Origin of the sequence: Paenibacillus sp. FSL P4-0081 (assembly GCF_000758565.1) — a bacterium.
Lineage (GTDB): Bacteria > Bacillota > Bacilli > Paenibacillales > Paenibacillaceae > Paenibacillus_AQ > Paenibacillus_AQ phytohabitans.
In genome coordinates this window covers 6,625,083-6,650,642 of the sequence record NZ_CP009280.1, presented here as the reverse complement: position 1 = coordinate 6,650,642, position 25,560 = coordinate 6,625,083, and the positions used below count along the sequence as shown (strand labels likewise).

17 protein-coding genes are annotated in these 25,560 nt (G+C 53.7%); 8 read left to right on the top strand and 9 right to left on the bottom strand.

Annotated elements, in window-relative coordinates; genetic code table 11:
• Window positions 1-17 precede the first annotated feature (17 nt).
• Complete coding sequence (locus tag P40081_RS28320; protein ID WP_156118719.1) at window positions 18-2,987, top strand: GH36-type glycosyl hydrolase domain-containing protein; 2,970 nt, start codon at window positions 18-20, stop codon at window positions 2,985-2,987.
• A gap of 5 nt (window positions 2,988-2,992) precedes the next feature.
• Here the strand turns inward: P40081_RS28320 and P40081_RS28315 are convergent, their stop codons facing one another.
• Window positions 2,993-4,600 (bottom strand): response regulator, encoded by a 1,608-nt coding sequence (locus P40081_RS28315; protein ID WP_042139496.1) that lies wholly within the window; start codon window positions 4,598-4,600, stop codon window positions 2,993-2,995.
• On the bottom strand, window positions 4,578-6,323 hold the full coding sequence (locus P40081_RS28310; protein ID WP_042139494.1) for a sensor histidine kinase: 1,746 nt from the start codon (window positions 6,321-6,323) through the stop codon (window positions 4,578-4,580). The genes P40081_RS28315 and P40081_RS28310 overlap by 23 nt, the downstream gene beginning before the upstream one ends.
• Window positions 6,324-6,448: 125 nt before the next feature.
• Between P40081_RS28310 and P40081_RS28305 the strand changes: the two genes are divergently transcribed.
• A complete protein-coding gene (locus P40081_RS28305; protein ID WP_042139492.1) occupies window positions 6,449-8,029 on the top strand; it encodes an extracellular solute-binding protein in 1,581 nt (526 codons plus the stop codon).
• A gap of 64 nt (window positions 8,030-8,093) precedes the next feature.
• Here the strand turns inward: P40081_RS28305 and bglS (P40081_RS28300) are convergent, their stop codons facing one another.
• Window positions 8,094-8,828 (bottom strand): beta-glucanase, encoded by a 735-nt coding sequence (gene bglS, locus P40081_RS28300; protein ID WP_442950237.1) that lies wholly within the window; start codon window positions 8,826-8,828, stop codon window positions 8,094-8,096.
• Between the two features lie 191 nt (window positions 8,829-9,019).
• Window positions 9,020-9,709, bottom strand: coding sequence for a beta-glucanase (gene bglS / locus P40081_RS28295; RefSeq protein ID WP_371916283.1), 690 nt, complete (start codon window positions 9,707-9,709; stop codon window positions 9,020-9,022).
• 228 nt (window positions 9,710-9,937) lie between these two features.
• On the opposite strand from bglS (P40081_RS28295), the gene P40081_RS28290 reads away from it, so the two are divergent.
• The 3 genes from P40081_RS28290 to leuS all read left to right on the top strand — a co-directional run bounded on the left by P40081_RS28290 (window position 9,938) and on the right by leuS (window position 14,322).
• The gene (locus P40081_RS28290) at window positions 9,938-11,005 is read left to right on the top strand and encodes an AI-2E family transporter (RefSeq protein ID WP_042139491.1); all 1,068 of its coding nucleotides are present in this window, start codon (window positions 9,938-9,940) and stop codon (window positions 11,003-11,005) included.
• Between the two features lie 286 nt (window positions 11,006-11,291).
• Window positions 11,292-11,633, top strand: a complete 342-nt coding sequence (locus tag P40081_RS28285; RefSeq protein WP_197074293.1) for a hypothetical protein — start codon at window positions 11,292-11,294, stop codon at window positions 11,631-11,633.
• Window positions 11,634-11,874: 241 nt separating this feature from the next.
• Window positions 11,875-14,322, top strand: coding sequence for a leucine--tRNA ligase (gene leuS / locus P40081_RS28280; RefSeq protein ID WP_042139488.1), 2,448 nt, complete (start codon window positions 11,875-11,877; stop codon window positions 14,320-14,322).
• Window positions 14,323-14,530: 208 nt separating this feature from the next.
• Here leuS and comER read toward each other — a convergent pair whose 3' ends face one another.
• Entirely contained in the window at window positions 14,531-15,382 is an 852-nt protein-coding gene (gene comER, locus P40081_RS28275) for a late competence protein ComER (protein ID WP_042139487.1), read from the bottom strand.
• A 147-nt stretch (window positions 15,383-15,529) separates the two neighbouring features.
• Here comER and P40081_RS39865 point away from each other — a divergent pair, with 147 nt between their 5' ends.
• The 3 genes from P40081_RS39865 (at window position 15,530) to P40081_RS28255 (ending at window position 20,575) form a co-directional block, all read left to right on the top strand.
• Window positions 15,530-16,504: a ComEA family DNA-binding protein gene (locus tag P40081_RS39865; RefSeq protein WP_052422055.1), complete on the top strand. Its 975-nt coding sequence runs from the start codon at window positions 15,530-15,532 to the stop codon at window positions 16,502-16,504.
• 566 nt (window positions 16,505-17,070) lie between these two features.
• Complete coding sequence (locus P40081_RS28260; protein WP_039300969.1) at window positions 17,071-17,589, top strand: deoxycytidylate deaminase; 519 nt, start codon at window positions 17,071-17,073, stop codon at window positions 17,587-17,589.
• 214 nt (window positions 17,590-17,803) lie between these two features.
• A complete protein-coding gene (locus P40081_RS28255) occupies window positions 17,804-20,575 on the top strand; it encodes a ComEC/Rec2 family competence protein (RefSeq protein ID WP_042141552.1) in 2,772 nt (923 codons plus the stop codon).
• A gap of 5 nt (window positions 20,576-20,580) precedes the next feature.
• Here P40081_RS28255 and P40081_RS28250 read toward each other — a convergent pair whose 3' ends face one another.
• The 4 genes from P40081_RS28250 to nrdI form a co-directional block, all read right to left on the bottom strand.
• A complete protein-coding gene (locus tag P40081_RS28250) occupies window positions 20,581-21,381 on the bottom strand; it encodes an alpha/beta fold hydrolase (RefSeq protein ID WP_042141550.1) in 801 nt (266 codons plus the stop codon).
• Between the two features lie 341 nt (window positions 21,382-21,722).
• Window positions 21,723-22,682: a class 1b ribonucleoside-diphosphate reductase subunit beta gene (gene nrdF, locus P40081_RS28245; protein ID WP_042139485.1), complete on the bottom strand. Its 960-nt coding sequence runs from the start codon at window positions 22,680-22,682 to the stop codon at window positions 21,723-21,725.
• Window positions 22,683-22,719: 37 nt separating this feature from the next.
• The gene (nrdE, locus tag P40081_RS28240; protein ID WP_042139484.1) at window positions 22,720-24,804 is read right to left on the bottom strand and encodes a class 1b ribonucleoside-diphosphate reductase subunit alpha; all 2,085 of its coding nucleotides are present in this window, start codon (window positions 24,802-24,804) and stop codon (window positions 22,720-22,722) included.
• Window positions 24,791-25,150: a class Ib ribonucleoside-diphosphate reductase assembly flavoprotein NrdI gene (nrdI, locus tag P40081_RS28235; RefSeq protein WP_042139483.1), complete on the bottom strand. Its 360-nt coding sequence runs from the start codon at window positions 25,148-25,150 to the stop codon at window positions 24,791-24,793. The genes nrdE and nrdI overlap by 14 nt, the downstream gene beginning before the upstream one ends.
• Between the last annotated feature and the right edge of the window lie 410 nt (window positions 25,151-25,560).

Genomic DNA, 25,560 nt, shown 5'->3' with positions numbered 1-25,560 from the left:
GAAAGGTGAGAGCAATCATGCTGAAATTTACTACCGCAAGAGAAGCGATGGCTTCGGCTGAAGATATCCTGAGACAAGCCTTCGCAGACCGGATTGGCCCCGGGGCGCACATCAGCGCCCTCTTTACGGATTCGGAACGCCGGGGGGCTGTAGGCATAGCCGGTCTGCCGCTTCGGCTGCCTGCCATTCAGGAGCTGCTCAAGCTCCCCGATGTGGCAGCGCTGCTGCCGGGTGAAGCGGGTGCCTCCGCGTTGTTCGCCGTAAACGAAGATGCCACGGAATTGTCACTGTATATCCGGCACACCGGAAGACAGGAGCAGACTGTTGACGTACCGGAGGCTGCCGCAAGCGTGGCTTTGGCGCACTTGCAGGCTGCCCCGGGCTGGGCAGGCGCGCTTAACGCTGAGGGCGAGCATGTAATTGATCTGCGTTCACCCGTGCCGGGTCCGCATTTCGCGGTCAATTTGCTGATGGGCAACCGTCTGAGCTTTCCCCATCCGCTTCAGACCACCCCGAAAAGCGTTGTTGACCGGCTGGGCGGCGGCAGCTTCCGTTCACATGCGGCCACCCAGGTGCTGGCCACCCGCTGGGATATGCGCCAGGAGGAGAACGGGTTCCCGGCTAACCGGCAATTCTATCTGTTCGAGGACGGGAAGCAGATCTTCTATTCCGCGGACCCCGGAGATGAGGGAATGGAATCGGCGGTCTGCCGGCATTCACAGAATGTAACCCGAATCACCTGCCGCACGCGCTGCGGACTGGAGATTACACGAATCATCTCTATTCTGCCTCAATACGAGGGCCTGCCTCTGGCTACCGAATTACAGCGGATTGAGATTGAGAACCATGGGGAAGCCGACCGCCGTCTGCGGATCGTCTACACGGGAATGTTCGGTTCCGCCGCACCGGGTGCATTGTTTGAGGATGTGCTGTACAGCAACGTTATTATGCAGGGCGGAGTGCTCCAGGATAATACGGGAGCCGTGGCAGCCATCAGTCCGGATTATTATCCCGAAGGCGGCCGTCATGATCTGCGCTTCCACACAATGATCGTTCACGGGCCAGAAGGACCGGTGCTGCCCCGTGAATACTGCGTCAGCTACAATGAATTTGTCGGCACAGGCCCGCTGCACCGTCCGTCCGGCGCGCTCAGACTGAGTAACATTCTGCACCGTAAGGGGCCCGGCTTCTTCGCGGTAGCCGGGGAAATTCAAGCGGCTGCGGGAACTAAGACAGCTGTTGACCAGTTGACCGGTCTTGTCTCCGACAAGAGCGGGGCGCCCTGGAATGACACAGTGCTGGCGGATGAAGTGGGGGCTCTGGTCGCCCGTTTCTCCGACCCATGCGCGGCGGAATCAGCGCTGGCGGAATCAGCCGGGTTCGTGCGGGATTACAGCAAGTTCCTGCAGGTATTCTCCGATGACAAGAATTTCGATGTCTTTGTCAACCGCAATCTGCCGTTTCAGGTGCTCTATCAAAGCTTTGTCTCCCGTTCCTTTTGCCAGACACAGAAGGGCTACAGGGAGATCGGCTTCCGCGAAATCCAGGATTTGTACGCATCGATGTATTATTTTGTCGGCATGGGACGAAGCGCTCTGGTGAAAAGTCTGCTTAAGGAATGGACCGGCATGGTGTTTGAACTGGGCTATGCCTATCATAACTTCTTCTGGGCCGGCAAGGAGCCGGGCAAATGGTCCGACGATGCGTTATGGCTTGTTCAAGCCGTCTACCGCTATGTAATGCTTACCGGCGATCTCGAGTTCCTGGACGAGTCTTGTCCGGTAGCGGGACAAGACGCGAGCCGGCCGGTCTTCGAGACACTCAAGGCGATTATTGTCTATTCAGGGCAGATTTCAATCGGCCGCCACGGTCTGCCCTTACTGGACTTCGCAGACTGGAACGACTGTCTTAAGCTGGATGACACGTATCTGAACGGTCCAGCTAAGGAAAAGCTCTACCGGGAGCAATTGCAGGCAGGCGGGGTCTTCGGGGATTCACTGGACAGCGATTATTCCGAGAGCGTCATGAACGCCTTCCTGCTGAAGGTAGCGGTAGATGGACTGTCTGCTCTGGCTGCCCGCAAAGGGGAGCAGGATGATGCCGATGAGCTGAACCGCTTCGGAGCCAAGCTGCGCGGGCGTATTCAGGAGCATGCCTGGAAGGGCGATTTCTTCGCCCGCGTGCTCTTCAACCGGTACCCGGATGGCGAATACACTTATTTGGGAGCTGCCGGAGACGGTCTGTCAGCAGATCCGGCATCCGAGGGTTCTTACTTCTTAAACTCCTTCAGCTGGAGCATCCTGTCGGGCTGTGCCGATGAGTCGCAGATCTCGGTGATGCTGGACACTATGAAGTCGCATCTTATGACTCCTTTCGGATTGAAGCTGGTTTCGCCGGTTGCCTTGGGCCGGGTCTCTACCCACACAGCTTCGGACGAATACTTTCCGGGTGACCGGGAGAACGGCGGCGTATTCAAGCATGCCTGCATGATGGCCGCAGCTGCGATGTTCAAGGGTGCCAAGGAAGTCTCGGATTCAGGGCTTGCTGCCGAGCTGGGCCGCCTCGGCTATTGGCTGCTGGACCGGATCATGCCGTTCAAGACGATGGAGGATCCGTTTGCAGTCTGCGGAAATCCACGATTCTGCACTCAATATAATAACAGCGAGACCGGTGAGAATATCGGTCCGATGCTAAGCGGCACCTCGACCTGGCTCACCCTCTCGCTGATGGAAGCGCTGGGCATTGAATATACGGCGCAGGGCATCGCACTGAGTCCGATCCTGCGGGAAGAGCAGACAGAATTCTCTTACACTCTCAAGCTTGGCAAATCTTCGTACTGTATCCGGATCAGTAAACCGGAAGGCTTCCGCCGGATGCACGGCGGTGATGCCCGTCTGACACTGGATGGCCGGGCGCTGGAGGATCGGTTTATTCCGACTCCGGATGACGGGCTCACCCACGAGGTGGAGCTGCGGTTTGAAGAGTAAAGATGTTATAATGCCCGGTCACGGAATTCATGCGGGGTCATCCCCGTGTACTCCTTAAAGAGCTTGATAAAGTAATGGGCATTGGAGTAGCCCAGCTCGGCGGAAACCTCATAAATTTTCAGCGGCGTATGAATGAGCAGATACGCCGCTTTTTCCATCTTAACCTGACTAATGTAGTCGCTGATCCGCTTGCCTGTCTCAAGCTTGTACATTTTGGACAGATATACCGGATGCATCTGGACGTGATCGGCGATGGCCTGAAGGGAGACATAATGTATATTGCGGTCAATATATTCATGTACGTTCCGAATCAGGACTGTCCGGCTGTCCCGCCGCTCGGATTCGAAATGCTCCTTCAGCAGCTTAACCATCTCCAGCGCCCATTCCCGCAGCTTGTCTGCCGTCTGGAAGGGGGCCTGCTTCATTAGCGGATTGCCCACGATCTCGCCCAGCATCTTCTTATTCTTATGGGCGAAATAATAGAATGCCGTCTCCAGATGCAGGCGGGCCTCATGGATATGCTCAAGAGAGTGGTCCGGATTCCGGGCCAGCTCCGAAGCGATGGCGTTCAGCTTGTCTTCGATCCCCTGCCAGTTGTTCGCTTCGAATAAATGGAAGAAAAGCGGAGGCTCGTAGAGCGGCTGGAGAATTTCTACAGGGTTAAAGCTGCTGTTGTCCGTGGCATCCAGATAGGTGCCTGTTTCGCTGCCGATATGCTGGCGGATAGCTGAGATGCCGGATTGATAGAGCGTGTACACCTGATCCGGGAATCCTCCCCAACCCGTAGTGACCACAGAAAGGCCGCCGCCAATCAGCGTGCTGACATGATTCTGCAGCTGATAGGCGGCCTGGGTGATATCATCTGCCAGATTCAGGCGGGGTTCAATGTCTTCCCTGGGCTGCAGCAGAAATACAAGATAATCATGGACATCCTTGCTTGACCAGATGTGGAACCGGTCTTGAAACAGCTCTTGCGCGATATTAATAATGGCGTATTCGAACAGCAGCATGCTGCCCATGTCCTGACGCCGGAAGAACTCCTCCGGTCTGACGATTACAAGGCATACCGGCAGGCTGGTGGAGAACGGCAGATCGAATTGGGAGAGCCGCTCGTGCAGCTGCGGCCTGGACATCTTCCGCCCCTGCAGGAGCTCGCCGAGCAGCCGGTCCCGCAGGAGCGGAAGATGCTCGCGGAAGGTCTGCATTGTCCGCTGATAGGAGGACCAAGTCTCCCATTCGCCGCGCAGCTCTTCCTGGAGCCTGCCAATAACGGCAACCAACTGGTCATTGGCAATTGGCTTAAGCAGATAGGCACTGGCTTGCTCTTCAATCGCCTTGCGGGCATATTCGAATTCGGCATAACCGGTCAGCATAACGACCCGGATATGCTTCCAGCGGCTACGGATGGAGGCGATTAGTTCGATGCCTGAAATTTCAGGCATATTGATGTCTGTGACAACAATGTCGATAGGATAACGCTGAAGCAGCTCCAGTGCCTCGTATCCTGAATAAGCCTTGTGGACTTGTTCAAATCCCATTTCCGTCCAAGGAAGCGAAATGGATAGATCGTCGACGACATAAGGTTCATCGTCAATCAGAAGAATTTGATGCATAGGGTTCCTCTTTCTTCTCCATGCGAAGAGTGATTTTTAAGCCGCCTTCAGGTGAAGGGGCGATCAGAAGGCCGGATGAATCACCATAATGGGACCTGAGGCGCTGCTGGATGTTCCATAGCCCGCAGCCTCCGTCCTCGCGCGCCGTTTCGGAAATCCGGGCCTGCAAAGCGGTAACTGCCTCATCCGTCATGCCAGCTCCGTTGTCTGCAACGGTGACTATGACACTCTCTTGTGTATGGGAGGCGGTGATCCGAATGGAGCCTTGGCCGATCTTTTTCTCAATGCCGTGAATGATGCTGTTCTCCACCAAGGGCTGGATCAGCAGCCGGGGAATCGGCAGACCCAGCAGATCTTCCGCGATATCCATCTCATAGCGGATGCGCTGTTTCCGCAAATTCTGAATCTCCAGGTAATTCTCCAGCAGCTTCAGCTCGTCCTGCAGCGTAGTGAGGGAATGGTCCGCCTTGGTGATGTAGCGGTAATATTCTCCGAGGTTAAGCGCCATAGCCTCCACCGAATCGGTGTCGCCGACAACGGCCTTACTCTTAATAAAGAACAGGCAGTTGTAGAGGAAGTGCGGATTAATCTGCGATTGAAGCTGTTTCAAGTGGGCATCCTTGGCCCGGAGCTGCTCCAGGTAGACCTGTTCAATCAGCAATTGAATTTTCTCTGCCATTTCATTGAATTCTTCGTTGAGCATTGTGAACTCAGGATTGGTCTTGGTATGAATACGGGTAGACCAGCGTCCTTCCTTCATCCTGTTGAGCGAACGCAGTAAAAGGCTAACCGGACGCTGCACTTGACGATATAGCTGCAATGAGAACAACAGGCTCATGACCAGGAGAAAAGCCGATCCCGTCAGGAAGAAATAACGGCTGCTGCGGATCGGCTGAAGAATCTGCTTCAGCGGCGAATAATGCACGACCCGCCAGTTAATGGCCGATGAAGGAACCGAACTGATAAGAAAGCTGCCCTTCTTGAGGTTGAGGATCTCCGATGTGCCCTGTCCGTCTGCGGAATCAAGCGTTGCGGTGATCCGTTCAGCCATTTCCCGGTCGGTATTGCGGGAGAGGATCATCCCGAAAACCGGATGGAACAGGAAGGTATCGCCCTTGTTCTGTGACTGGTAGGCATCGAACATTCGTTCAATGTTGGATACAGGGAAATACATCGACAACAGCAGTTCCGCCTCTCGGGGAGGGCTGCTTTCTGTAGCGGGATCTGACAGCAGCAGGCGGAAGCCCGCTTCAGTGCTGCCCCTGTCCTCAGAAATATACTCCCAGCCTGCCGGAAGCGGATTCTCCAGTACGGAGGAATCAAAGGAGAGTGAGGAATCTGACCCCAAGGTCTCACCGTTGTGCGGCTTGTACAGGACAATCCGGTTCTCCCACGTACTGGAGCTGGTCTGAAGGGAGAGCTTCTCCAGCACGGTCATAATGGTCTGGGCGGGGTCAATAAGATGGCCCAATTGCCGGATCTGCTCGTAGTCACGGATGGTCGGGTCTCTCTGAAGAGCATACATGCTGCCCGCCAATTGGTTGATATTGTTGTCCATCTGCTGGGTCAGGAACTCCAGGTGATTCAGGTCCGTTGTCTTGATCTGACTCGTGATGACTCCGATATCCTTGCGGTAGGATAATCCGTAGAATAAGAGTGTGGTTGATATAAGGGAGAGCAGGATTGCAACCATTTTAATAAACAAACTCGGACGCCAGGCCATAAAATCATCCTTTTCAGAAGCTTTCACTGTTAGCCGTAATAAAAGAAGTGTACCATGTGATGCCGAAGAAGATTATGATACAAGTTGTCCGGCCCTCCAGAACATTACGAAAAGCAGGTGGTTCCATGAAATTCAGATTGCCGTTGATCGCGCTGGTCCTGATATTGTCGGGCTGCACCTTCCGCAGCTCCGGGGGCACTCTCCCGGCCGCTTCCCCGGAGAGCACGGCGCCTCATTTTGACGTCAAAGCGGGTAAATATAATCCGCCCATAGACCTGTACACAGTGGGCTCCGTGAACCCCAATTTGACCTTTAAAAAAGGCGAGAGCCTTGAACATAATGTGCATACGGCCTGGGCGGAGGAACGGTTGGGAATCCGTATCCGTTATCTCTGGACCATCTCCGGCACCTCCGAGAACTACGCCAACAAGCTGAGGCTTGAGCTGGCCAAAGGCAATATGCCCGATGTTGTCACTACAAGGGATGCAGCCATCATTCAGGAGCTGATTGACTCCGGGCAATTCATGGAAGTCGGCAGTTTATTTGAACAATATGCCTCCCGGGTGTGGAAGAAGGCTGTTGCCGAGGACACCTCGGCATGGAATGCCTTCGTGCGGGACGGGCATAAGTATGCGATTCCCATCATGGATTACGAATACAACTCCGATCCGCTGCTCTGGATTCGCCAGGATTGGCTGGACAAGCTGAAATTGGAAACACCTCGGACTCTGGATGAGCTGGAACAGGTCATGGACGCTTTTGTCAACCAGGACCCGGACGGCAACGGATTAAAGGATACTTACGGCCTTGCGTTAGGATTCCGAAACGGTCCCAGTACCTGGATGGGGGACAGCAGCTGGATTTTTGGAGCGTTTGGCACGGTTCCCGAACAATGGAACCGCCGGAGTGACGGAACCCTGGAATATGGTTCCGTGCAGCCCGGCGCCCGGAAGGCTGTCGCGCTTATGAAGCATTGGGTCCAGCAGGGGTACTTGTCGACCGACAGTGCCTGGCTTGATGAAGAGGGCGCTGCCAACCGGTTCGTCTCCGGCAAGGCCGGCATGATTGCCGGCCCGTATTGGATGCGCGGCTGGCCTTTGTCTTCCCTGACTGCCGCAGACCCGCAGGCGTCTGTCAAGGCTGTTGCGATACCCTCCGGACCGGAAGGTACCGCTATGAGAAGAGGCACCTTACCTGTCAACGGAGCAATACTGATTAACAAGAAAATGAAGCACCCCGAAATCTTTTTTACCTATCAGAATTATATGTTTGATTATTATGCTACCTCCACCGGCGAGTTCATTAATGGTCTTGCAGAGGGCTATGACTGGGCAATGGCGGGCGGCAAGGCGACCATTGAGCCCTCTGCGCTGCCGATGGGCGTCATCCGGGTGGCCTCCTACACACTGACCTTCGACGGGGCGAGAATTCCCTCCGAAGTGATCAAGGAGATTCCGGAGGATATTACCCCGGTGCTGCTGGGCCAGAAGGAGGCTTCCCGTAAGGAACAGTTCACGGGACCGCCCACCAAGACGATGAAGAGCGACGGTGAGCTGCTGAAGAAGCTGGAACAAAAAAGCTTTCAAAACATTATCTTTGCAGACAGCGGTATCGGGGAATTTGACGAGTTTGTCGGCAAATGGAAGGCCTACGGGGGATTGTCCGAAACCTCGGAGGTCAATGCCTGGGACCGCAGCCGCCGATGAGTCCGCAGGGACAAGAAACCGCCTTCATCAAGGCGGTTTCTTGTCGGAGAGGCGCTGGAGCTTCTTACTCGCCCCGGTCTGGCGCTGGAGTATAGCGGAATTCGTCATAATAAGCATGTAGCGGAGCCTTGCCGTCATAAGCCTCCAGCCAGGAATCCACACCTGTTCCGTTCCAGAGATTCATCATAATACGGCCCGGAGTAAAGGGGATACTCTCGGTCGCTGTATGAACAGGGCGGCCGTCTACATACCAGGTAATGGAATCCCTCTTCCAGTCGAAACCATACCAGTGAAATTCTTCTGACGCGTCAAAGCCGAGGTCAATCACCTTTTCATGTCCCCCGATGCCGTCTGTGAAGTAGTTCAATTGCATCTGGCGGGTGTTTTTACCCAAAAATTCAATATCGATTTCATCCCAGGGCTCGCCTTCCGAAGGGCCGGTATACGTGAAGAAAGAAGAGACTACACCGGGATTGGCCGCCGGCTTCATACGGATTTCATACTTGCCATAGCTGTACTTTTCCAGCGAACGGTATTCTGCACCGTCGAACTCGCCGGGGGACCGGCTGGTAAGAGACAGGGTCATAAGATCATCCCCGGCAAATGAGATGTTATCTTCTCGCCAGGTGCAGTTGAACATGTCTCCGTTGGAATAACCATCCGTTTTTTTCCAGAACTCCGAATTGAATTCTGTAAAATAGTCCTTCACGCCTCCTGCTTCGGATCGGGGTGCTGTACTGAAGGTCCATAGGCCCCATACTGCTGCTGACAGAGCAGCAACGGCTACGGATGCTTTGATTAACCTGTTGCGTATCAATTCTGTTCCTCCTGTGATGATGTTTCTTGCTTTTATCGTACAGAACCCAGGCTCTGGCCGCTATACCAATGTGTCAATCCGGATAACAAATTCTGAAGATAACGGCTTCCGGGCAGATGTAAAAGGACTCCGGCAGGTGCGCTCTGTGCGCCGCCGGAGTCCAAATTTCGTTTTTAGTTGCCTGTAAATTTCAGCCAGTCGTAGTAAGCGTAGAGCGGATTGGCTCCGTTATAGGAACCGAGCCAGGAGTCCACTCCCGTTCCGTTCCAGAGATTCATCATAATTTTACCGGGACGGGACGGAATATTGCTGGTGGCTGTATGCTTCAGAACGCCGTCCACATACCACTTAATGTAGCCCTGCTGCCAATCGAAGGCATACGTATGATAACCTTGGGAAGCGTCAAATCCCAGATTCACGATCTTTTCATGACCGCCAACCCCGTTTGTATAATAATTGAATTGGACTTTAGTGGTGTCCTTGCCCAAAAACTCGATATCAATTTCATCCCAGGGCGTGCCGTCGGAAGGTCCGGTATAGGTGAAGAAGGAAGAGACGATTCCGCTGTTCTTGGCAGGCTTCATGCTGACTTCATATTTACCGTAGCCGTACTTGTAGACAGACCGCATTTCTGCACCGTCAAATTTATTATTGCTGGGACTGGTCAGTGCCAGACGAAGCTGTCCGCCGCTTGTAAATGAGATATTGTTAGCGCGCCAGGTGCAGTTGAACATCCCGCCATTGGAATAGCCGTCGGCTTTTTGCCAGGTTGCGGAATTGAAGTAGGTCAGAGGCTCATCAAAGACGGTGGCTGCCGAAACAGACGGAGCTCCAGTGAGCAATCCGGCAAGCAGCAACAGCATACCTGCACCGCATAATCGTTTTAACCTTTTCATAATAAAAGTACCCCTCCTCGGAATGAAAGCGTTTTACAATATGATTTTAGCGGACCTTGATGCCGGCCACTATACCAACTTTCCAACCCGAATAACAAAAAACCAATTTTTTGCAGGCAAGAGTATTTCATTACCCTCTCACACATACTAATATTGCATGACTGTTAGAGGCTGTACATGTTCAGGAGGGGTATTATGGAGCAATGGTCCCAAAGTAAATGGTTCCGCTTGATGATCGGCGTGCTGCTCTCCCTGATCATTCTTTATTTCGTCTGGCTGCTCCGCCCAATGCTGGAGGGAATATTCCTGTTTCTAAAAGCGATCCTCGCCCCGTTCCTGGCGGCAATGATCATCTCATATGTGCTGAATCCCGTGGTTTCCATGCTCTCCAGGAGAAAAATGCCGCGCAGCGTGGCCGTCCTGCTGATCTATGCCGTATTTCTCACCTCACTCGCGGTAATTCTGATCAACCTGATCCCCATGTTCATCGAGCAGCTTGAGGAGCTTAACGAGCATCTGCCCGAAATGACACTGCATGCGCAGGGTCTGATGCGGAACATGAACTCCAGACTGATTCCGCCCGGCGTGGAGACGGGGATGAATAACTGGTTCTATCAGCTGGAAAACCGCCTGGCCGAAGGTATCTCCCATTTCCTTAATAATATTGCGTCGACGATCGGTATCCTGTTCAATGCATTCATTGTGCCTTTTCTGGTGTTCTACATTCTCAAGGACTTCGATGTGTTCGAACGGACCGTTGTATCCTGCCTGCCCCGTTCCCGCCGCAAGTCGATTGTCACCCTGCTGAAGGACATTGATGAAGCGCTTGGCAATTATATCCGCGGGCAGTTTCTTGTCTGCATCATCATCGGCGTGCTGGCCTATATCGGCTATATGATTATCGGTATGCCTTATGCGCTGCTCTTCGCCTGTGTGGTAGCGGTCTTTAACATTGTGCCTTATATGGGTCCGTTTCTGGGTGCGGCTCCGGCCATTGTAATGGCTTCAACCCTCTCGTGGCGCCTGGTACTAATGGTAGCTGTGGTGAATACACTATGCCAAATGCTGGAGAGCAACGTCATTTCGCCGCAGGTCGTCGGGCGGAAGCTTCATCTGCATCCGCTGCTGATTATCTTCGCGCTGCTGGTCGGCGGGGAGATCGCCGGAATGATCGGACTGATTCTGGCGGTGCCGTTCTTCGCAGCCGGTAAAGTGGTCATTCAGCATATCATCGCCTATTATATCCGCAGAAAGCCGGCATAAAGGCAGGGATATTGCTAAATCATTGACGGTACATGTATCTTTTGGTTATAATGTGGTGAATATTACGAATAAGAAGCAGTACACATAGCAGTGCGATGAAGAGGAGTATTAATTCGTGAGACCGTTATTGCAGAGAGCCGGCACCTCAGGTGCGAGCCGGTTAACGGACCGCAGTGAACTCACCTCGGAGTAACGGCGCGAGCCGCAGGTTCCTTAAGCTTCATTAATAAGGAGACCGGCGTGTGAACCGTCGTCGCCTCACCCCCGCTAAAGGGTGTCAAAGTGAGTGCCGGACAAAGAATGTCCGCCGCTAACTAGGGTGGTACCACGGGAATTCAAACCTCTCGTCCCTAGCGATAATACGCTAGGGATGGGAGGTTTTTTTGCGGTTAGTCCGGCGGAGCGGCGGGAAGCCTGGGATGGTTCCAGCGGCGCCGCACGGTCAAGGATATTCCAGCAGTTCCGCGATCCGAAGCGGGGCCTGGGCTTTGCGGATTCTGCCGGTCCGGCGAAGCTTGGGCGGGTTCCTGCCAACCTGGCGAATCAACGGCGGGTTTGGCTTTTCAGCCCTTCCGGCCCCCAGCGAAGCATTGCGGGTTCTTGGACTTTGCTGTTCCGCCAGGGCTAGCGGATTGGTTTAACAGAACTTATGTAAAGATAAAGGAACGGATAGAAATTTTGGAGCTGTAGCAACGTTAGTGGCCGCCTTTAGATTCGGATTTCTACCGCGATGAGCGGTTCTAATCAGGAAATCCGAATATAACAGCGGGCGGAAGCCCAAAACTTTCTGCAGTGACCCTTATTTACAGTATTTCTTTTTATAACATTAGCCTTACCTAAGACAGCAACACTCCAAGGAGGAGCATAAGATGAGCGACAACACATTTACCCAAGCCCACACCGGCTACCGTGCCCAGACTATCGAGCCGAAATGGCAGAAATTCTGGGACGAGAACAAGACTTTCAAGACAAGTGAAGAAGCAGGCAAACCGAAGTTCTACGCCCTGGATATGTTCCCGTATCCTTCCGGCGCAGGGCTGCACGTAGGCCATCCTGAAGGCTACACCGCTACTGATATTGTTTCCCGTTTCAAACGGATGCGCGGCTACAACGTGCTGCACCCGATGGGCTGGGACGCTTTCGGACTGCCGGCTGAGCAGTATGCGATGGATACCGGACAGCATCCGCGTGACATTACCTTCAAGAACATTGATAATTTCCGCCGCCAGATCAAGTCGCTGGGCTTCTCCTACGACTGGGACCGCGAGATTAGCACAACTGATCCGGGTTACTACAAATGGACGCAGTGGATTTTCATCCAGCTGTACAACCGCGGTCTGGCTTATGTAGCTGAGGTTTCCGTGAACTGGTGTGAAGCGCTGGGTACCGTCCTGGCGAATGAAGAAGTGATCGACGGCAAAAGCGAGCGCGGAGGCCATCCCGTGGTCCGCAGACCGATGCGCCAGTGGATTCTGAGAATTACCGAATACGCAGACCGTCTGCTCGAGGATCTGGATGAGCTGGACTGGGAAGAGAGCATTAAGGATATGCAGCGCAACTGGATCGGCAAATCGACCGGCGCTGAGGTGACTTTTGCCATTGAAGGGCATGAGGCTACGCTTGAAGTGTTCACCACCCGTCCGGATACCCTGTTCGGAGCAAGCTATTGCGTCGTGGCACCGGAGCATAAGCTGGTTGATGTGATTACAACAGAAGAGCAGAAGGCTGCCGTTGCAGACTACCGCGACAAGGCTTCCCGCAAGAGTGATCTGGAGCGTACCGATCTGGCCAAAGAGAAAAGCGGTGTCTTCACCGGCGCTTATGCAATCAATCCGGTGACACGCGCACAGGTGCCGATCTGGATTGCCGACTACGTGCTGGCCGGCTACGGAACCGGAGCGATTATGGCTGTTCCGGGCCATGATACCCGTGACTGGGAGTTCGCCAAGCAGTTCGGCTTGAATATTATTGAAGTAGTGCAAGGCGGCAACGTCGAAGAAGAGGCTTATTCCGGCGACGGCCCGCACGTAAATTCCGGATTCCTCGATGGCCTGTCGAATACTGAAGCTATCGCCAAAATGATTGCCTGGCTGGAAGAGAAGGGCAGCGGCAAGGGCAAAGTAACCTACCGCCTGCGCGACTGGCTGTTCAGCCGCCAGCGTTACTGGGGGGAGCCGATTCCGATTCTGCATCTGGAAGACGGCACAATGAAGACCGTTCCTGTGGACCAGCTGCCGCTGGTACTGCCGGATGTGGATGCCATCAAGCCTTCGGGCACAGGTGAATCCCCGCTGGCGAATGTAACCGAATGGGTCGAAACAATTGATCCGGAGACAGGAATGAAAGCCCGCCGCGAGACCAACACCATGCCGCAATGGGCCGGCAGCTGCTGGTACTACCTGCGCTATATTGATCCGCACAATGATCAGGAGCTGTGTTCACCCGAGAAGCAGAAGGAATGGCTGCCGGTTGACCTGTACATCGGCGGAGCCGAGCATGCGGTGCTCCACCTGCTGTATGCCCGCTTCTGGCACAAGGTTCTCTATGATATCGGCGTAGTCGATACGAAGGAACCGTTCCACAAGCTCGTGAACCAGGGGATGATCCTGGGGAACAACAATGAGAAGATGAGTAAATCGCGCGGCAACGTCATCAACCCGGATGAAATCGTAGAAGCTTACGGCGCAGATACACTGCGCGTCTACGAAATGTTCATGGGGCCGCTGGAAGCGACTAAGCCTTGGAATGAAAAAGGCGTGGAAGGCATCCACCGCTTCCTCTCCCGCGTATGGCGCCTGTTCGTGAACGAAGATGGCAGCATCAGCGCTAAGATCTCGGCAGATGGCGGTACCGATGAATTCAAACGGACCTGGCATAAGACGCTGAAGAAGGTAACCGAAGACTTTGAACATCTGCGGTTCAATACGGCGATCAGCCAGCTGATGATTTTCATCAACGACGCTTACAAGCAGGAGAGCCTGTCCACAGAAGCGGCAGAACAGTTCGTCCAGATGCTGTCGCCGCTGGCACCGCATATTGCCGAAGAGCTGTGGCAGCTGCTGGGTCACGAAGGAAGCATCAGCTATGTCGCATGGCCGGCTTATGATGAAGCCTGGACCGTAGATGCGGAAGTGGAAATTGTCGTGCAGGTTAACGGTAAAATCGTTCAGCGCGCACTGATCCCTATGGATATGGGTCAGGAAGACATGCAGAACCATGCGCTGGCCCTGCCGAACGTGAAGGCAGCCGTCGAAGGCAAAACCGTACGTAAAATTATTGCCGTTCCCGGCAAGCTGGTAAATATAGTAGTGGGTTAAGCGAAGAACGCAACATTGCCCGCAGCAACGGATGACTCCGTGCTGCGGGTTTTATTGGTTTCCGGCAGTGCACCGGAAGCGGAGAACGGAGCGGCAGAGCGTAGCATAAGGCGGGCATGGCAAGAGGGGAAGGACGATGGCAAGGCATACGGCCCTTGCAATAAGCTATGGCAATGGACGTTGGCAGAAGGCTATCGCCGCAGCTGCCTTAGCGGTCAAGTGGGCTCTGGACGATGCTGCTGCGCCCGAACAGCTCGTCGAGCTTTTCCACATCTTCATCGTATTTGTCATGCGTAGTGGTGATCAGGCGTTCGAACACCCCTTCCAGACTCGTACGCAGGTGGTTCAGCGCTTCCGCTGTAATGCCTCCGCGGACGGCAACCCGTTCCTGCAGCCCCTGCGGGGTGAAGGAGCCTTCTGTCAGCAGCTTGCCTGTACCAAGCAGCATTTCACCGGCCAGACGGCTGACCAGGGCCTCATCAATGCCGGTTGCTTCTACAGCCGCTTCGATCCACCGTTCCAGGAAATAGCTGATGAACGCCGGGCCGCAGCTGGAGAAATCAGAGGCAATCCGCGTATGACTCTCCGGGATTTCCGCAGGAACACCAATACATGAGAATAGCCGGAGCAGGACCAGCCTGTCTTTTTTATTTAATCTGCTTCCGAAGATGCACAGAGAAGTCCCGCTTTTGACGGAATGGGTGATGCTGGGAATAATCTTGGCAATTTTGGAGGGCAGTACGGATTCAAGATGGTACAGCTGAACTGGACTAGTAATGGATACGACAATCTGCTCGCTGCGCAGGTAAGGGGCAATCTCATCGCTTAACATTTTGAACTGCAAAGGTTTGACACACAGAAACACGATATCGCTCTCGGACGCGGCTTCGATGTTGCCCGAGCATACAGTGATTCCGGGATGAAGCTTCTTCAGCTCTCTCAGCTTGCCCGGGCTGCGGTTGCTGGCCAGCACATCACACGGGTCAAGGGCTCCCGAACGAAGAAAGGTGTCGATGAGCAGACCGCCCATGCTGCCTGTTCCGATAAATCCCACTTTCATCCTGTGGTTACCTCCTTTCTAATGTTGCTGGGTTCTGGGCTTACAGGAATACTCTTCGTTCAATGTATGCACGGCAGTCTTGGACAAATGACAGGTTTTAAGCTTGTTTTTGAATAAAATTCCAGTTTACTGAAGGAGGACAGCTTCATGGGCAAAAGAATGATCGGCTGCGCCATCGCCGCTGCCCTGCTGGGCGGTGGTCTGGTCTGGGCTGCAGACCACAGGGCAGAGAATGGCATCGCCGGGTGGGAGACCCTGAACGCCGGGATGGCGCAGGCGCTGGGGGTGGCGGATGGCGGCACGGGAACGGCAGGGGTGCGTGGTGAAGATGGTGGGAGCGGCGCTGAAGGGGCAGCGGCTATTAGTGGCAGCGGTGCCGGGAGTAGTAAGGCGCTGGCAGCGCCCGGAGGTGAGGGCGCTGCTGTAAGTGAGGCCGGAGGTAAGGGCGGTGCTGTAAGTGATAAGGCCGGAGGTGGTGAGGGCAGTGCTGTAAGTGATAAGGCCGGAGTGATTAATGGCACCGGGATTGCTGCTCCGGCGGGGACAGCCGGGGCAGCGGCAGGTGGGGATGACGGGAATACGAACGGTAAGGCCGGGGCAACGGTTGGTGGTGGGGACGCAGGAGTAGCTGGGAGTGGGACCGCTAGTGGGGGGATGGTTGGTGCAGTTGGGAGTGGCGCTGTAGATGGTGGTGTGGCAGGAGTAGCAGGAAATGAGGGCGGTGTAAATGGAGGGACGGCTGGAGTAGCGGGAAATAGCGCTGTAAGCGGAACGGCTGGAGCAGGAGGAAGTGGAGCCGTTAGCGGTGGTGAAGTAACTGGCGGTGCAGTGATTGGATCGGCGGGCAGCGGCGCTGCAGGTGGCGGGACAGTTGGTGCAGTTGGGAGCGCTGGAGCAGCAGGTGCCGCAGCTCCAGCAGTGGCTGCTGATGGCAGGGTCAACGTGAACATTGCCGATACCGCAGCCCTGATGGACCTGCCGGGTATCGGGGAGAAGAAGGCGCAGGCGATTATCGAGTACCGCAGCAGCAAGGGAGCGTTCCGCAGCCTGACCGATCTGGGTAAGGTGAAGGGGATCGGACCGAAGCTGCTGGAGCAGCTGAAGCCGCTGGTGGCATTTTGAGTCCAGGGACCCGCTGGATGATTCGAACGGGCGGCAGCATCCATACTGACGCTTGTATAAACTACAATTGGCAGGGAATTACCGGGTTGTTGTTAGACAAAGTTGTCTGATGGAGCCGAGCCTACCCGCCATGCCCAACCGTATGCTCCGCCAGTCAGATAAGTGTATTTGGTACAACTAAAAACTGTAAAACTACTAATTTCTTAAAGTTAGTTGCACTTCGTACAACTAAAATACGTTGTGTGGCGATTTTAGCTCAGCAGATCGTGATATAAGTGTACGAAGTGCAATTAAACTGCTTTTCATCCGAATTTCAGTCTTTTTAGTTGTACAGAATACAGTTAAGTCCAGAAAATGAAAGGGAATAGTAACAGGTCAAGCCTGAGCCTGCCGGAAACTGAGCTTAACGCCAGAATCGACGTTTCTATCAGCAATTGCGGTTTACGCAGCATGATGCTGTAATGAGAACGGTTGGCAGGCTAGTGTTAGGACAAGCTGTATAGTGAAAGAATGCTGCATTATGTTACAATAATGAACAACTATCTAAGAGGAAGTGGAGATTGCTGATGACTGTGGCTTACCGCAAGAACTGGGATACATACTTCATGGATATTGCCTGCATGGTCTCCACCCGTTCGCGCTGTCCCCGCCGCCATGTCGGCGCTGTGCTGGTGCAGGGTAAGAAGCTGCTGGGCACCGCCTATAACGGCGCACCGATGGGTGTTCCGGACTGCTCGGAAGCAGGCTGTATGGTCTCCGAGCAATATGAGCGGGAGATCATTGACGGCGTAGAGACCATGGTGAAGAAGCAGCGCTGTATCCGTACAATCCATGCTGAGCAGAATCTGCTGCTGTTCACAGACCGGAGTGACCGGGAAGGCAGTACCGTCTACGTCACGGATGAACCTTGCTGGACCTGTGCCAATATGTTAGCCAACAGCGGGATTGTAGAGATTGTCTATCTGCGTCCGTACCGCAAGGATATGGAGAAGGTTGAGGCCATGCTGTCCTCCAAAGGAATTGTGTTCCGCCAATTGGAGAACTATGAGCCGCCGAAGGAAACAATGATCTCGGTATCGGAATAACCGGAAGCATACCGGAGGACTTGCGTCACCACACAGAATAGGGACAGGTTAGTGTTATGGATAGCTTCAGATCTTCAGGGGAAGAACCTCTGCTTACGCATGTGTTTGCGTTTGCAGGGGTTCTTTGTCGTTGCTGCGGCAGCGGGACAGGAAAAGAGTAGTTCCATTTTGACGGGAAGAAGAGAATAGACCCATGATTAAAGGAGAGATGTTGATGAACAGAAGGCCGCTCTTAAGCTTCACGATCTGCTGGATTGCCGGAAGTGCGGCAGGCTGTCTGTTCTCCGGACGCAGTCTGCTGATCTACCTCGCAGGCTTGCTGCTATTGCCTGCAATCTGGGCGGTCAGCGGCGGTATACGCTGGAGAACGGCTGCTGTGTTCGGGCTGGCGATTGCTGCGGCAGCCATGTACTGGGAGTGGAGTGAGGCGCGTAACGTGAGCCTGCTGCCGGAGCAATTGGGGCGATCGGCAACCGAACTGAATGAGGGTAACGTTACAGCCGCTGGCGTTATTGCGTCTCCGGTGGAGCGGGACGGGGACCGGGTTGATTTTACGGTGAAGCTGTCACGGATCGGACTCGAGCGGCAGGGAAGTCAGGTGGACGAAACAGCGGCGAATGTAGAAACGGGAGCTAAAGTAGCTACAAAAGAAAAAGTAGCTGTCGTGGTAGCGGCAGACGCAATAACAGGAGCAGAAGAGGAAGCAAAAGGGGAACTGGTTGCCGTTCAAATCAAGCTTCAGGAAGAAAGCGAAATCGCTGTAGCTGCCCTATGGCAGCGGGGAGACCGGGTAGTCATTGAAGGAGAGCTGGCGCAGCCGCAGATAGCGCGTAACTTCGGCGGATTCGATTACCAAGCTTATCTGCTCACGAACAAAATCCACTGGCTGTTAAAAGGGAGCGGAACAGCCAGCGTAAAGGTTGCTCCTCCGGCATCGTGGCAGCTATCCGGCATTCTGCGCTGGAATGATAGGATGCGCGCCACCCTCGGCGCAGAGATGGAGCGCTTATTCGAGGAGCCGCATGCCGGTTATATGAAGGGACTCGTCATCGGCATCCAGGAGGATCTGGACCCGGAGACCTTTAAGCAATTCTCACAGCTGGGGCTGACTCATATTCTGGCGATCTCGGGAATGCATGTTGCGGTTTATGTCGGGGTGATCTTATTTCTTCTGCGCCGCTGCCGCTTCACGAGAGAAACAGCACTCACGGTAACATTACTGCTTGTACCAGCCTACGTACTGCTGTCCGGTGCCGGACCGTCAGTGGTTCGCGCCGGGCTGATGAGCATGATTGCTCTGCTTGCCGCAAGGCTCGGTATCCTTAAGGATGGAATGAACATTCTGGCCGCTGCGGCGCTGATGATGCTGGTCTGGAACCCGTATCTGCTGCTCAGCGTCAGCTTTCAGCTGTCCTTTCTGGTGACAGCAGGTCTCATGGTATATACGCCGCTGGCCGCGCCATTGTTCAGATGTTTACCTAACTGGCTGGGCAGCGCCCTCTCGGTAACCTTCATTGCGCAATTGGTCTCTTTCCCGCTAACGATATATTATTTTTACCAATTTTCGCTGCTGTCCTTTGCCGCCAATCTGCTGCTCGTTCCTTTCATCACGTTCCTGGTGCTGCCGCTTGGTACGCTGGCGCTGCTGCTTGGACGGTTCTGGAATACTGCCGCCCTCTTAACTGTGCAGCTTGCAGAGCTGCTGAATAATGCTACGTTTGAGGCAGTGGAGTGGGTAAACGGGTTTACAGCAGGTGTGCTGATCTGGGCTTCACCTTCATTACTGTGGATTTGCCTATACTACGGGCTACTTTACGGTGTGTTGTATGCGTTGAAGAGACGGACGGAGATTACGCTTGCTCCACAGTATATGGAGGATGAGACCCGGCCGCTGACCGAGCTGGAGCTGCCGGGAAAGAGCCGTGGTAAGGCCGGCAATACCAGCAGTAACAAGGCGGTCCCAGCGGCAGCTGCGAACAGCAGAAGAGCCGCGCTGGCCCTCCAGGCATTTCCGCATTCAGACGTTACGCGCTGGAGCAGTCTCGCCGCTATGCTGTGCGCCGCAGGTTTAGCCCTTCTGCTCTACAAAGGCTACTACGCAGAAGACCTGAACGGGACGGGAGCGATCAGCTACCTGGATGTGGGGCAGGGAGACAGCATCCTGATTACCACGCCGGGCGGAGCCCATATTCTGGTGGACGGCGGCGGAACGGTGAGTTTCGGGAAGAAGGAAGCCTGGCGAATCCGCCGCAGCCCGTTCGAGGTCGGAGCCAAGACGCTGCTGCCGCTGCTGAAGCAGCGGGGCATCCACCGGCTGGATGCGGTGATCCTGACGCATGGCGATCAGGACCATGCCGGAGGGCTGCAGGCGGTGCTGGAGGGTATGCCAGTGTCTGCTCTGCTGTTCAACGGGACGCTGGCAGATACGGAGCCGTACACCAAGCTGATGACTACAGCGCTTGCCGCAGGAGTCCGGCTGTATCCGGTACAGCAGGGCATGGTCCTGGCTCCGGATGAGGCGGCGCAGCTGCATTTTCTCTGGCCGGAGCCGCCTGCGGACGGGCAGACTCTGCCGGATGAAGTGGAGGATCAGAACCACGAATCGGTCGTGTTTCGGCTGGAGATGAACGGCCGCAGCTTTCTTTTCACAGGCGATATGGACCAGGCAGCGGAGGAAGCGATATTGCAATCCGCACAGCAGGCCGGAATACAGGCAGGTAAGCCCATCGACATCCTCAAAGTCGCTCACCACGGCAGCAAAACCGCCACCAGCGCAGACTGGCTGACCTTCTGGCATCCGGCAGCGGCGGTAATCTCTGCGGGTGTGAACAACCTCTACGGGCATCCAAATGGCGATGTACTAGACCGGCTGGAGGACGCCAATACAGAGGTATACCGGACCGACCAGCATGGCGAGATTCAGCTCAGGGTGGGTAAGGAAGCGATAATAATGAGACATAAGCTTAATATGAAGGATACGGAATAAACTATTTACGATGAACAAAAAAATACATCAAACCTTTTGCATTCCTTGGGTACATCACCTTTATGCACCCATGTGTCGACCATTTGATTAAAGAAGTCAGGCCTCGCCAGAGAGACCCCATGTCCAATGCCAGGGATGATCACGCCATTACAATTGGAGCTGGCAGCAACAAGATCCTTAGCGGATTGCTTCATCACAGCTTTTTCTTTCTCACCTACTGTAAACAGTATCTTGCCTGCGGCCTCACTGAAACCGGCTGGAATAGTGAACGTCATATTCTCTTCCAGCACTGCGATCAGGGCGTCAGGCGGCATCCGGCAGCTTTCTGCATAATATCGTTCAAAGTATTCATCGCCCAGATATAGTGTCTTAGCCTGGAGCCTGGAGAACCATCTCTGTTTAATTAAAGGGAAGGTTAGTCTGACTGCCGGTCCAATCCACTTTTTAGCGTATGGCATGGGTCTGACCAGAGCACTGTTTATTATGGCAAAATCAATGAGCGCAGGTCTCAGGCTTATCATCTGGACAGCAACCTGTGCACCTAAAGAGAATCCGACCAGGACGACTTTCTTTCCGCCTGCTTTTTCTCCGATCAATTGGATTAATTGTTCTGCACTGCTTTGAATTGAAAATATAATGTCATCATTACTTAACCCGTGTCCAGGCAAGTCTGGAACCATGCAATGATAATGGGCGAAATACTTCACTTGTCTATCCCACATCCAGCCGCTCACTCCGCCACCGTGTAAGAATACCATCAGATAGGATGCACTTTGATCTCCAGATTCCTGAACATGCAAGGCCACACCGGCACACTTCCCTTCCACAAAATCAAATTCACTCCTACTGGTACGTTTCACGCAAGTATTAAGTCTCAAAAAAAGCACCCGTCAGCTTGTCTCTCAGCTGGCGGGTGCCTTATTAATTAAAACTATATAAGCTGAATAAAAGAATATAACCAAAAGCGGGAAGGATCGGAAGGGAATTTTGGAACTGTAGGAGCGGTAGCATCCGCCTTTGTATACGGATTTCCACCGCGAACAGCAGTTATAATCAGGAAATCTGTATACAACAGCGGCCGGAAGTCCAAATATTCTCTGTAGTGACGGCTGAGCTTTAAGTTAGGTTCTTAGATTCAGCTTCTATTTCAGAAGCTGAAATCCTCATCCCGTAAAGGCTCAACGTTCATCGCGCGGACGTAGCCGTTGCCTTTTTTGGAGAAAAAGTCATGCTGCTTGGTGTGGGTGCTGATGCCGTTCTGGACGATCGGGTTGATCTCTTCCTCTGCGAACAGCGGGTCCAGCCCCAGGTTCATCATCGCCTTGTTGGCGTTGTAGCGCAGGAAGGCCTTCACTTCATCTACAAGCCCGATCTGGGCGTAGATTTGCTCGGTATACTGCTCCTCGTTGGCATGCAGCAGACGCAGCAGTCCGACCAGCGTCTGGTAGACATCACGCTGATCGTCTTCGGACAGCTCCTCGAAGATCTCCTGGGCGAGCACGCCGACGTAGACGCCGTGGATGCTCTCATCCCGCAGGATCAGGTCGATGATCTCGCCGCTGCAGGTCATTTTGCCTTGGCCGGCCAGATAGAGCGGGTAGAAGAAGCCGCTGTAGAACAAGTAGCTTTCCAGCAGAACAGAGGCAGCCATTGCCAGATAGAGGTCTTTGGGCGACTCAATCTTCTTGTAATATTCCGAGATGGTCTCCGCCTTGAACTGCAGGAACGTATTGTCCTCCACCCAGCGGAAGATGCCGTCGATCTCCTCGGTCGAAGCAAGTGTTGTGAAAATACTGCTGTAAGACTTGGCATGGATCTGCTCCATCATCCCCATGAAGCCGAGGACCGCCTTGCGCTGCAAGCCGTCCACATGCTCCATAATTTGCGGCATGCCGACGCCGCCCTGGATGGTATCGAGCAGGGTCAGTCCGCCCAGCACCTTCATATAAGAGTCCTTTTCGATCTCGCTCAGCGTGAGCCAGGACATTTTGTCATCGGATAATGGAATTTCGTCGTCGGTCCAGAACTGCATAATATTCTGATTCCAGAACATCAGCGAGTAGTCGTCGTCGGGACGGTTCCAGTTCACGGCTTTGATTGCGCTCATAATGATCTATTCTCCCTTTCTGTACCTGTGCCCGCTCTTAGATGGAGCAGGACAGGCATTCCTCGACAGACAGTTTATTGGTCCGGGTGTAGTACAGGGATTTCAGCCCTTTGTGCGCCGCATACAGGTAAGAACGGGCCAGCTCACGGGTCGTTACATCACTGTTCACATGCAGGACCGTTGAGATACCCTGGTCGATATGAGGCTGAATTTCCGCAATCAGGTCAATCACCTTGAACTGGTCCATCTGGTACGCAGATTTATAGAAGAATACATTGTCCGGACGCAGGTAAGGCATCGGATAGTAGGTGGTCGAGTTGGCATACGTGCGTGTCTCGATCTGTTCTACAATCGGCATTACACTGGACGTGGCATTCTGGATGTAAGAGATGCTCGCAGTCGGCGCAATCGCCAGACGGTAGGCATGGTACAGGCCGTTCTTCATCACGTCATCACGCAGCTGCTTCCAGTCCTCGGTTGTAGGAATGTAGATGCCCTCGAACAGCTCCTGCGCTCTTGCAGTAACCGGACGGTAGTCCGTGGTCAGGTAACGGTCGAAATACACGCCGGATGCATAATCCGATTCTGCGAAGCCATGGAAGGTCTCGCGAGTCTCCGCAGCGATCTGCATACTCTTTTCGATCGAATGGAAGTTCATCGTCATGAAGAAGGTCCGGGCGAAGTCGCGGGCCTGCTCACTCTCATAAGCAATCTTGTTCTTGGCAAAGTAACCGTGCAGATTCATCACACCCAGGCCGACGGAGTGCATCTCTTTGTTCGCTTTAGCCACACCCGGAGCATTGGAGACCGTAGTCATATCGCTGACTGCAGTCAAGGCGAGCATGCCTTCATGAACGGATTCACGAATCTTGCCATGCTCCATCACATTCACAATGTTGAGGGAAGCCAGGTTGCAGCTGATATCACGGCGGATCGCGTCCTGCTCTCCATAGTTGTTAATCTCGGAAGTCTCCTGCAATTGGAAAATCTCGGTGCACAGGTTCGACATCTTGATCTGACCCACATTACGCAAGGCGTGGGCGTTATTGGCATTGCTCTTATTCATAATATACGGATAGCCCGATTCGAGCTGGATCATGGCGATTTTGGTCAGCATGTCGCGTGCGCTCATGGCAACTTTCTTCTTCACGCGCGAATCAGCAAGCAGGGTATCGTACATCACGTCCAGATCCATATCATCCAGATGCGTTCCATACGCCTGATACACAGTATAAGGAGCGAATACATGCAGCGGCTGATTATCCTGTGCGAGCTTGTAGAAGCGGTTAGGCACGATCAGGCCGATAGACAACGTCTTCAGGCGTGTCCGTTCGTCGGCGTTGATCTTCTTGCTGTCCAAGAATTCTAGTACGTCCCAGCCAAAAATATTATAATAAGCCGCACCCGAACCCTTGCGCTGGCCCATTTGGTCCGCGTAGGAGAAGCCGTCTTCCATGAGCTTCAGGACAGGCATGATGCCCTTGGCAGCATCCTCGACGCCCTTAATCGTCTCGCCGCGCGAGCGCAGCTTGGACAGATTGACCGCAACACCGCCGCCGATCTTGGACAGCTGCATGCAGGTGTTCAGTACATAGTTGATCGAATTGAGCGAGTCGTCCATTTCCAGCAGGAAGCAGGAGACCATCTCACCACGGCGGCTCTTGCCGGCATTGAGGAAGGTCGGGGTAGCCGGCTGCAGGCGCTGCTCCATCATCGAGCGGGCCAGCGTGCGGGCTGTCTCCACGTTGCCGCGTCCCAGATGCAGGGCCACCACAGCTACGCGGTCCGGGTAATGCTCAAGGTATTGCTTACGGTCATTGCTTTTGACGGCATAGTCTGTGTAGAACTTGGAAGCCGCCATATAGGAAGGGAACTGGAAGTTATATTCGTGGGCAATCCGGTAGACGTCCTCCATCTCAGCTGCGGAATAACGGTCATACAGGTCCTCGTAGTAATCATTGGCAATCATATAATCGATCTTTGCTTTGGTTGTTGTGAAGGTCAGGCTGCGCCGCTCCACATCCCGCATGAACTCGGCTACCGCCTCCTGGTCCTTATCCAATTGGAAAAAGCCGCTTTCGTCTCTCTTCATCAACATGTTGTTCAGTTCAATATGCCGCAACCCGGTCCACCTCCTGTTTTATGCGCTGTACATCACCAAATGTTCCCGACAACTCAAACTTGCCGACCACCGGTACGTTGTAACGCTGTGCAATTAAATCTGCGCTGTGCGCGTATAGCTCACCCCAGTTTTTGTTGCCGCTCGCGGCGATGCCTTTGAGCCTGGAATGGTTCTTCTCTAAGAAAGAAGCTACCTTCTCTGGAATCTGTCCAAATCCGGTGGTGTATGTAACAAGCACGTAAGGCTCGTCGATCGTCATATGCTCTTCGATTTGAACAGCAGGAAGCTTCAGCTTATTGATGAACCTTCTAACGTTGCCGGTCTTGGAATCGTAAGCAATCAACATGGTCCCTAACCTCCTATAACATGTAGCTATTTCTACTTGACAAATGATGACGGGCAATTTCACTAGATTTATTGGCTTTTCTATTATATACACTATATTTAGTAACGTTTAATCATTTTACTACCATATATTGAAAAGTCAATAGACCCACAGGTCCTTCTAACCCCCTGATTTGCCTATGAAAAAGGGAGAAAACCACGCCCCGCCTGCATTCTATTCTCTTATAATTTATTAGTATTTTTTTTAAGCTTTTTTGTGCGCCGGTGTCCGGCGAGAATTGGGTCCTGTAGAATGGGAAGTTGCCCATTGCAGCCGCTGACGCTCAGCCAACCGGTACCCGGACAAATGTGCAGACCAACCCCCCAAGCGATAAGCCGCTTGGGGGTTGTTGTTTTTTTGCAGGACAGAGC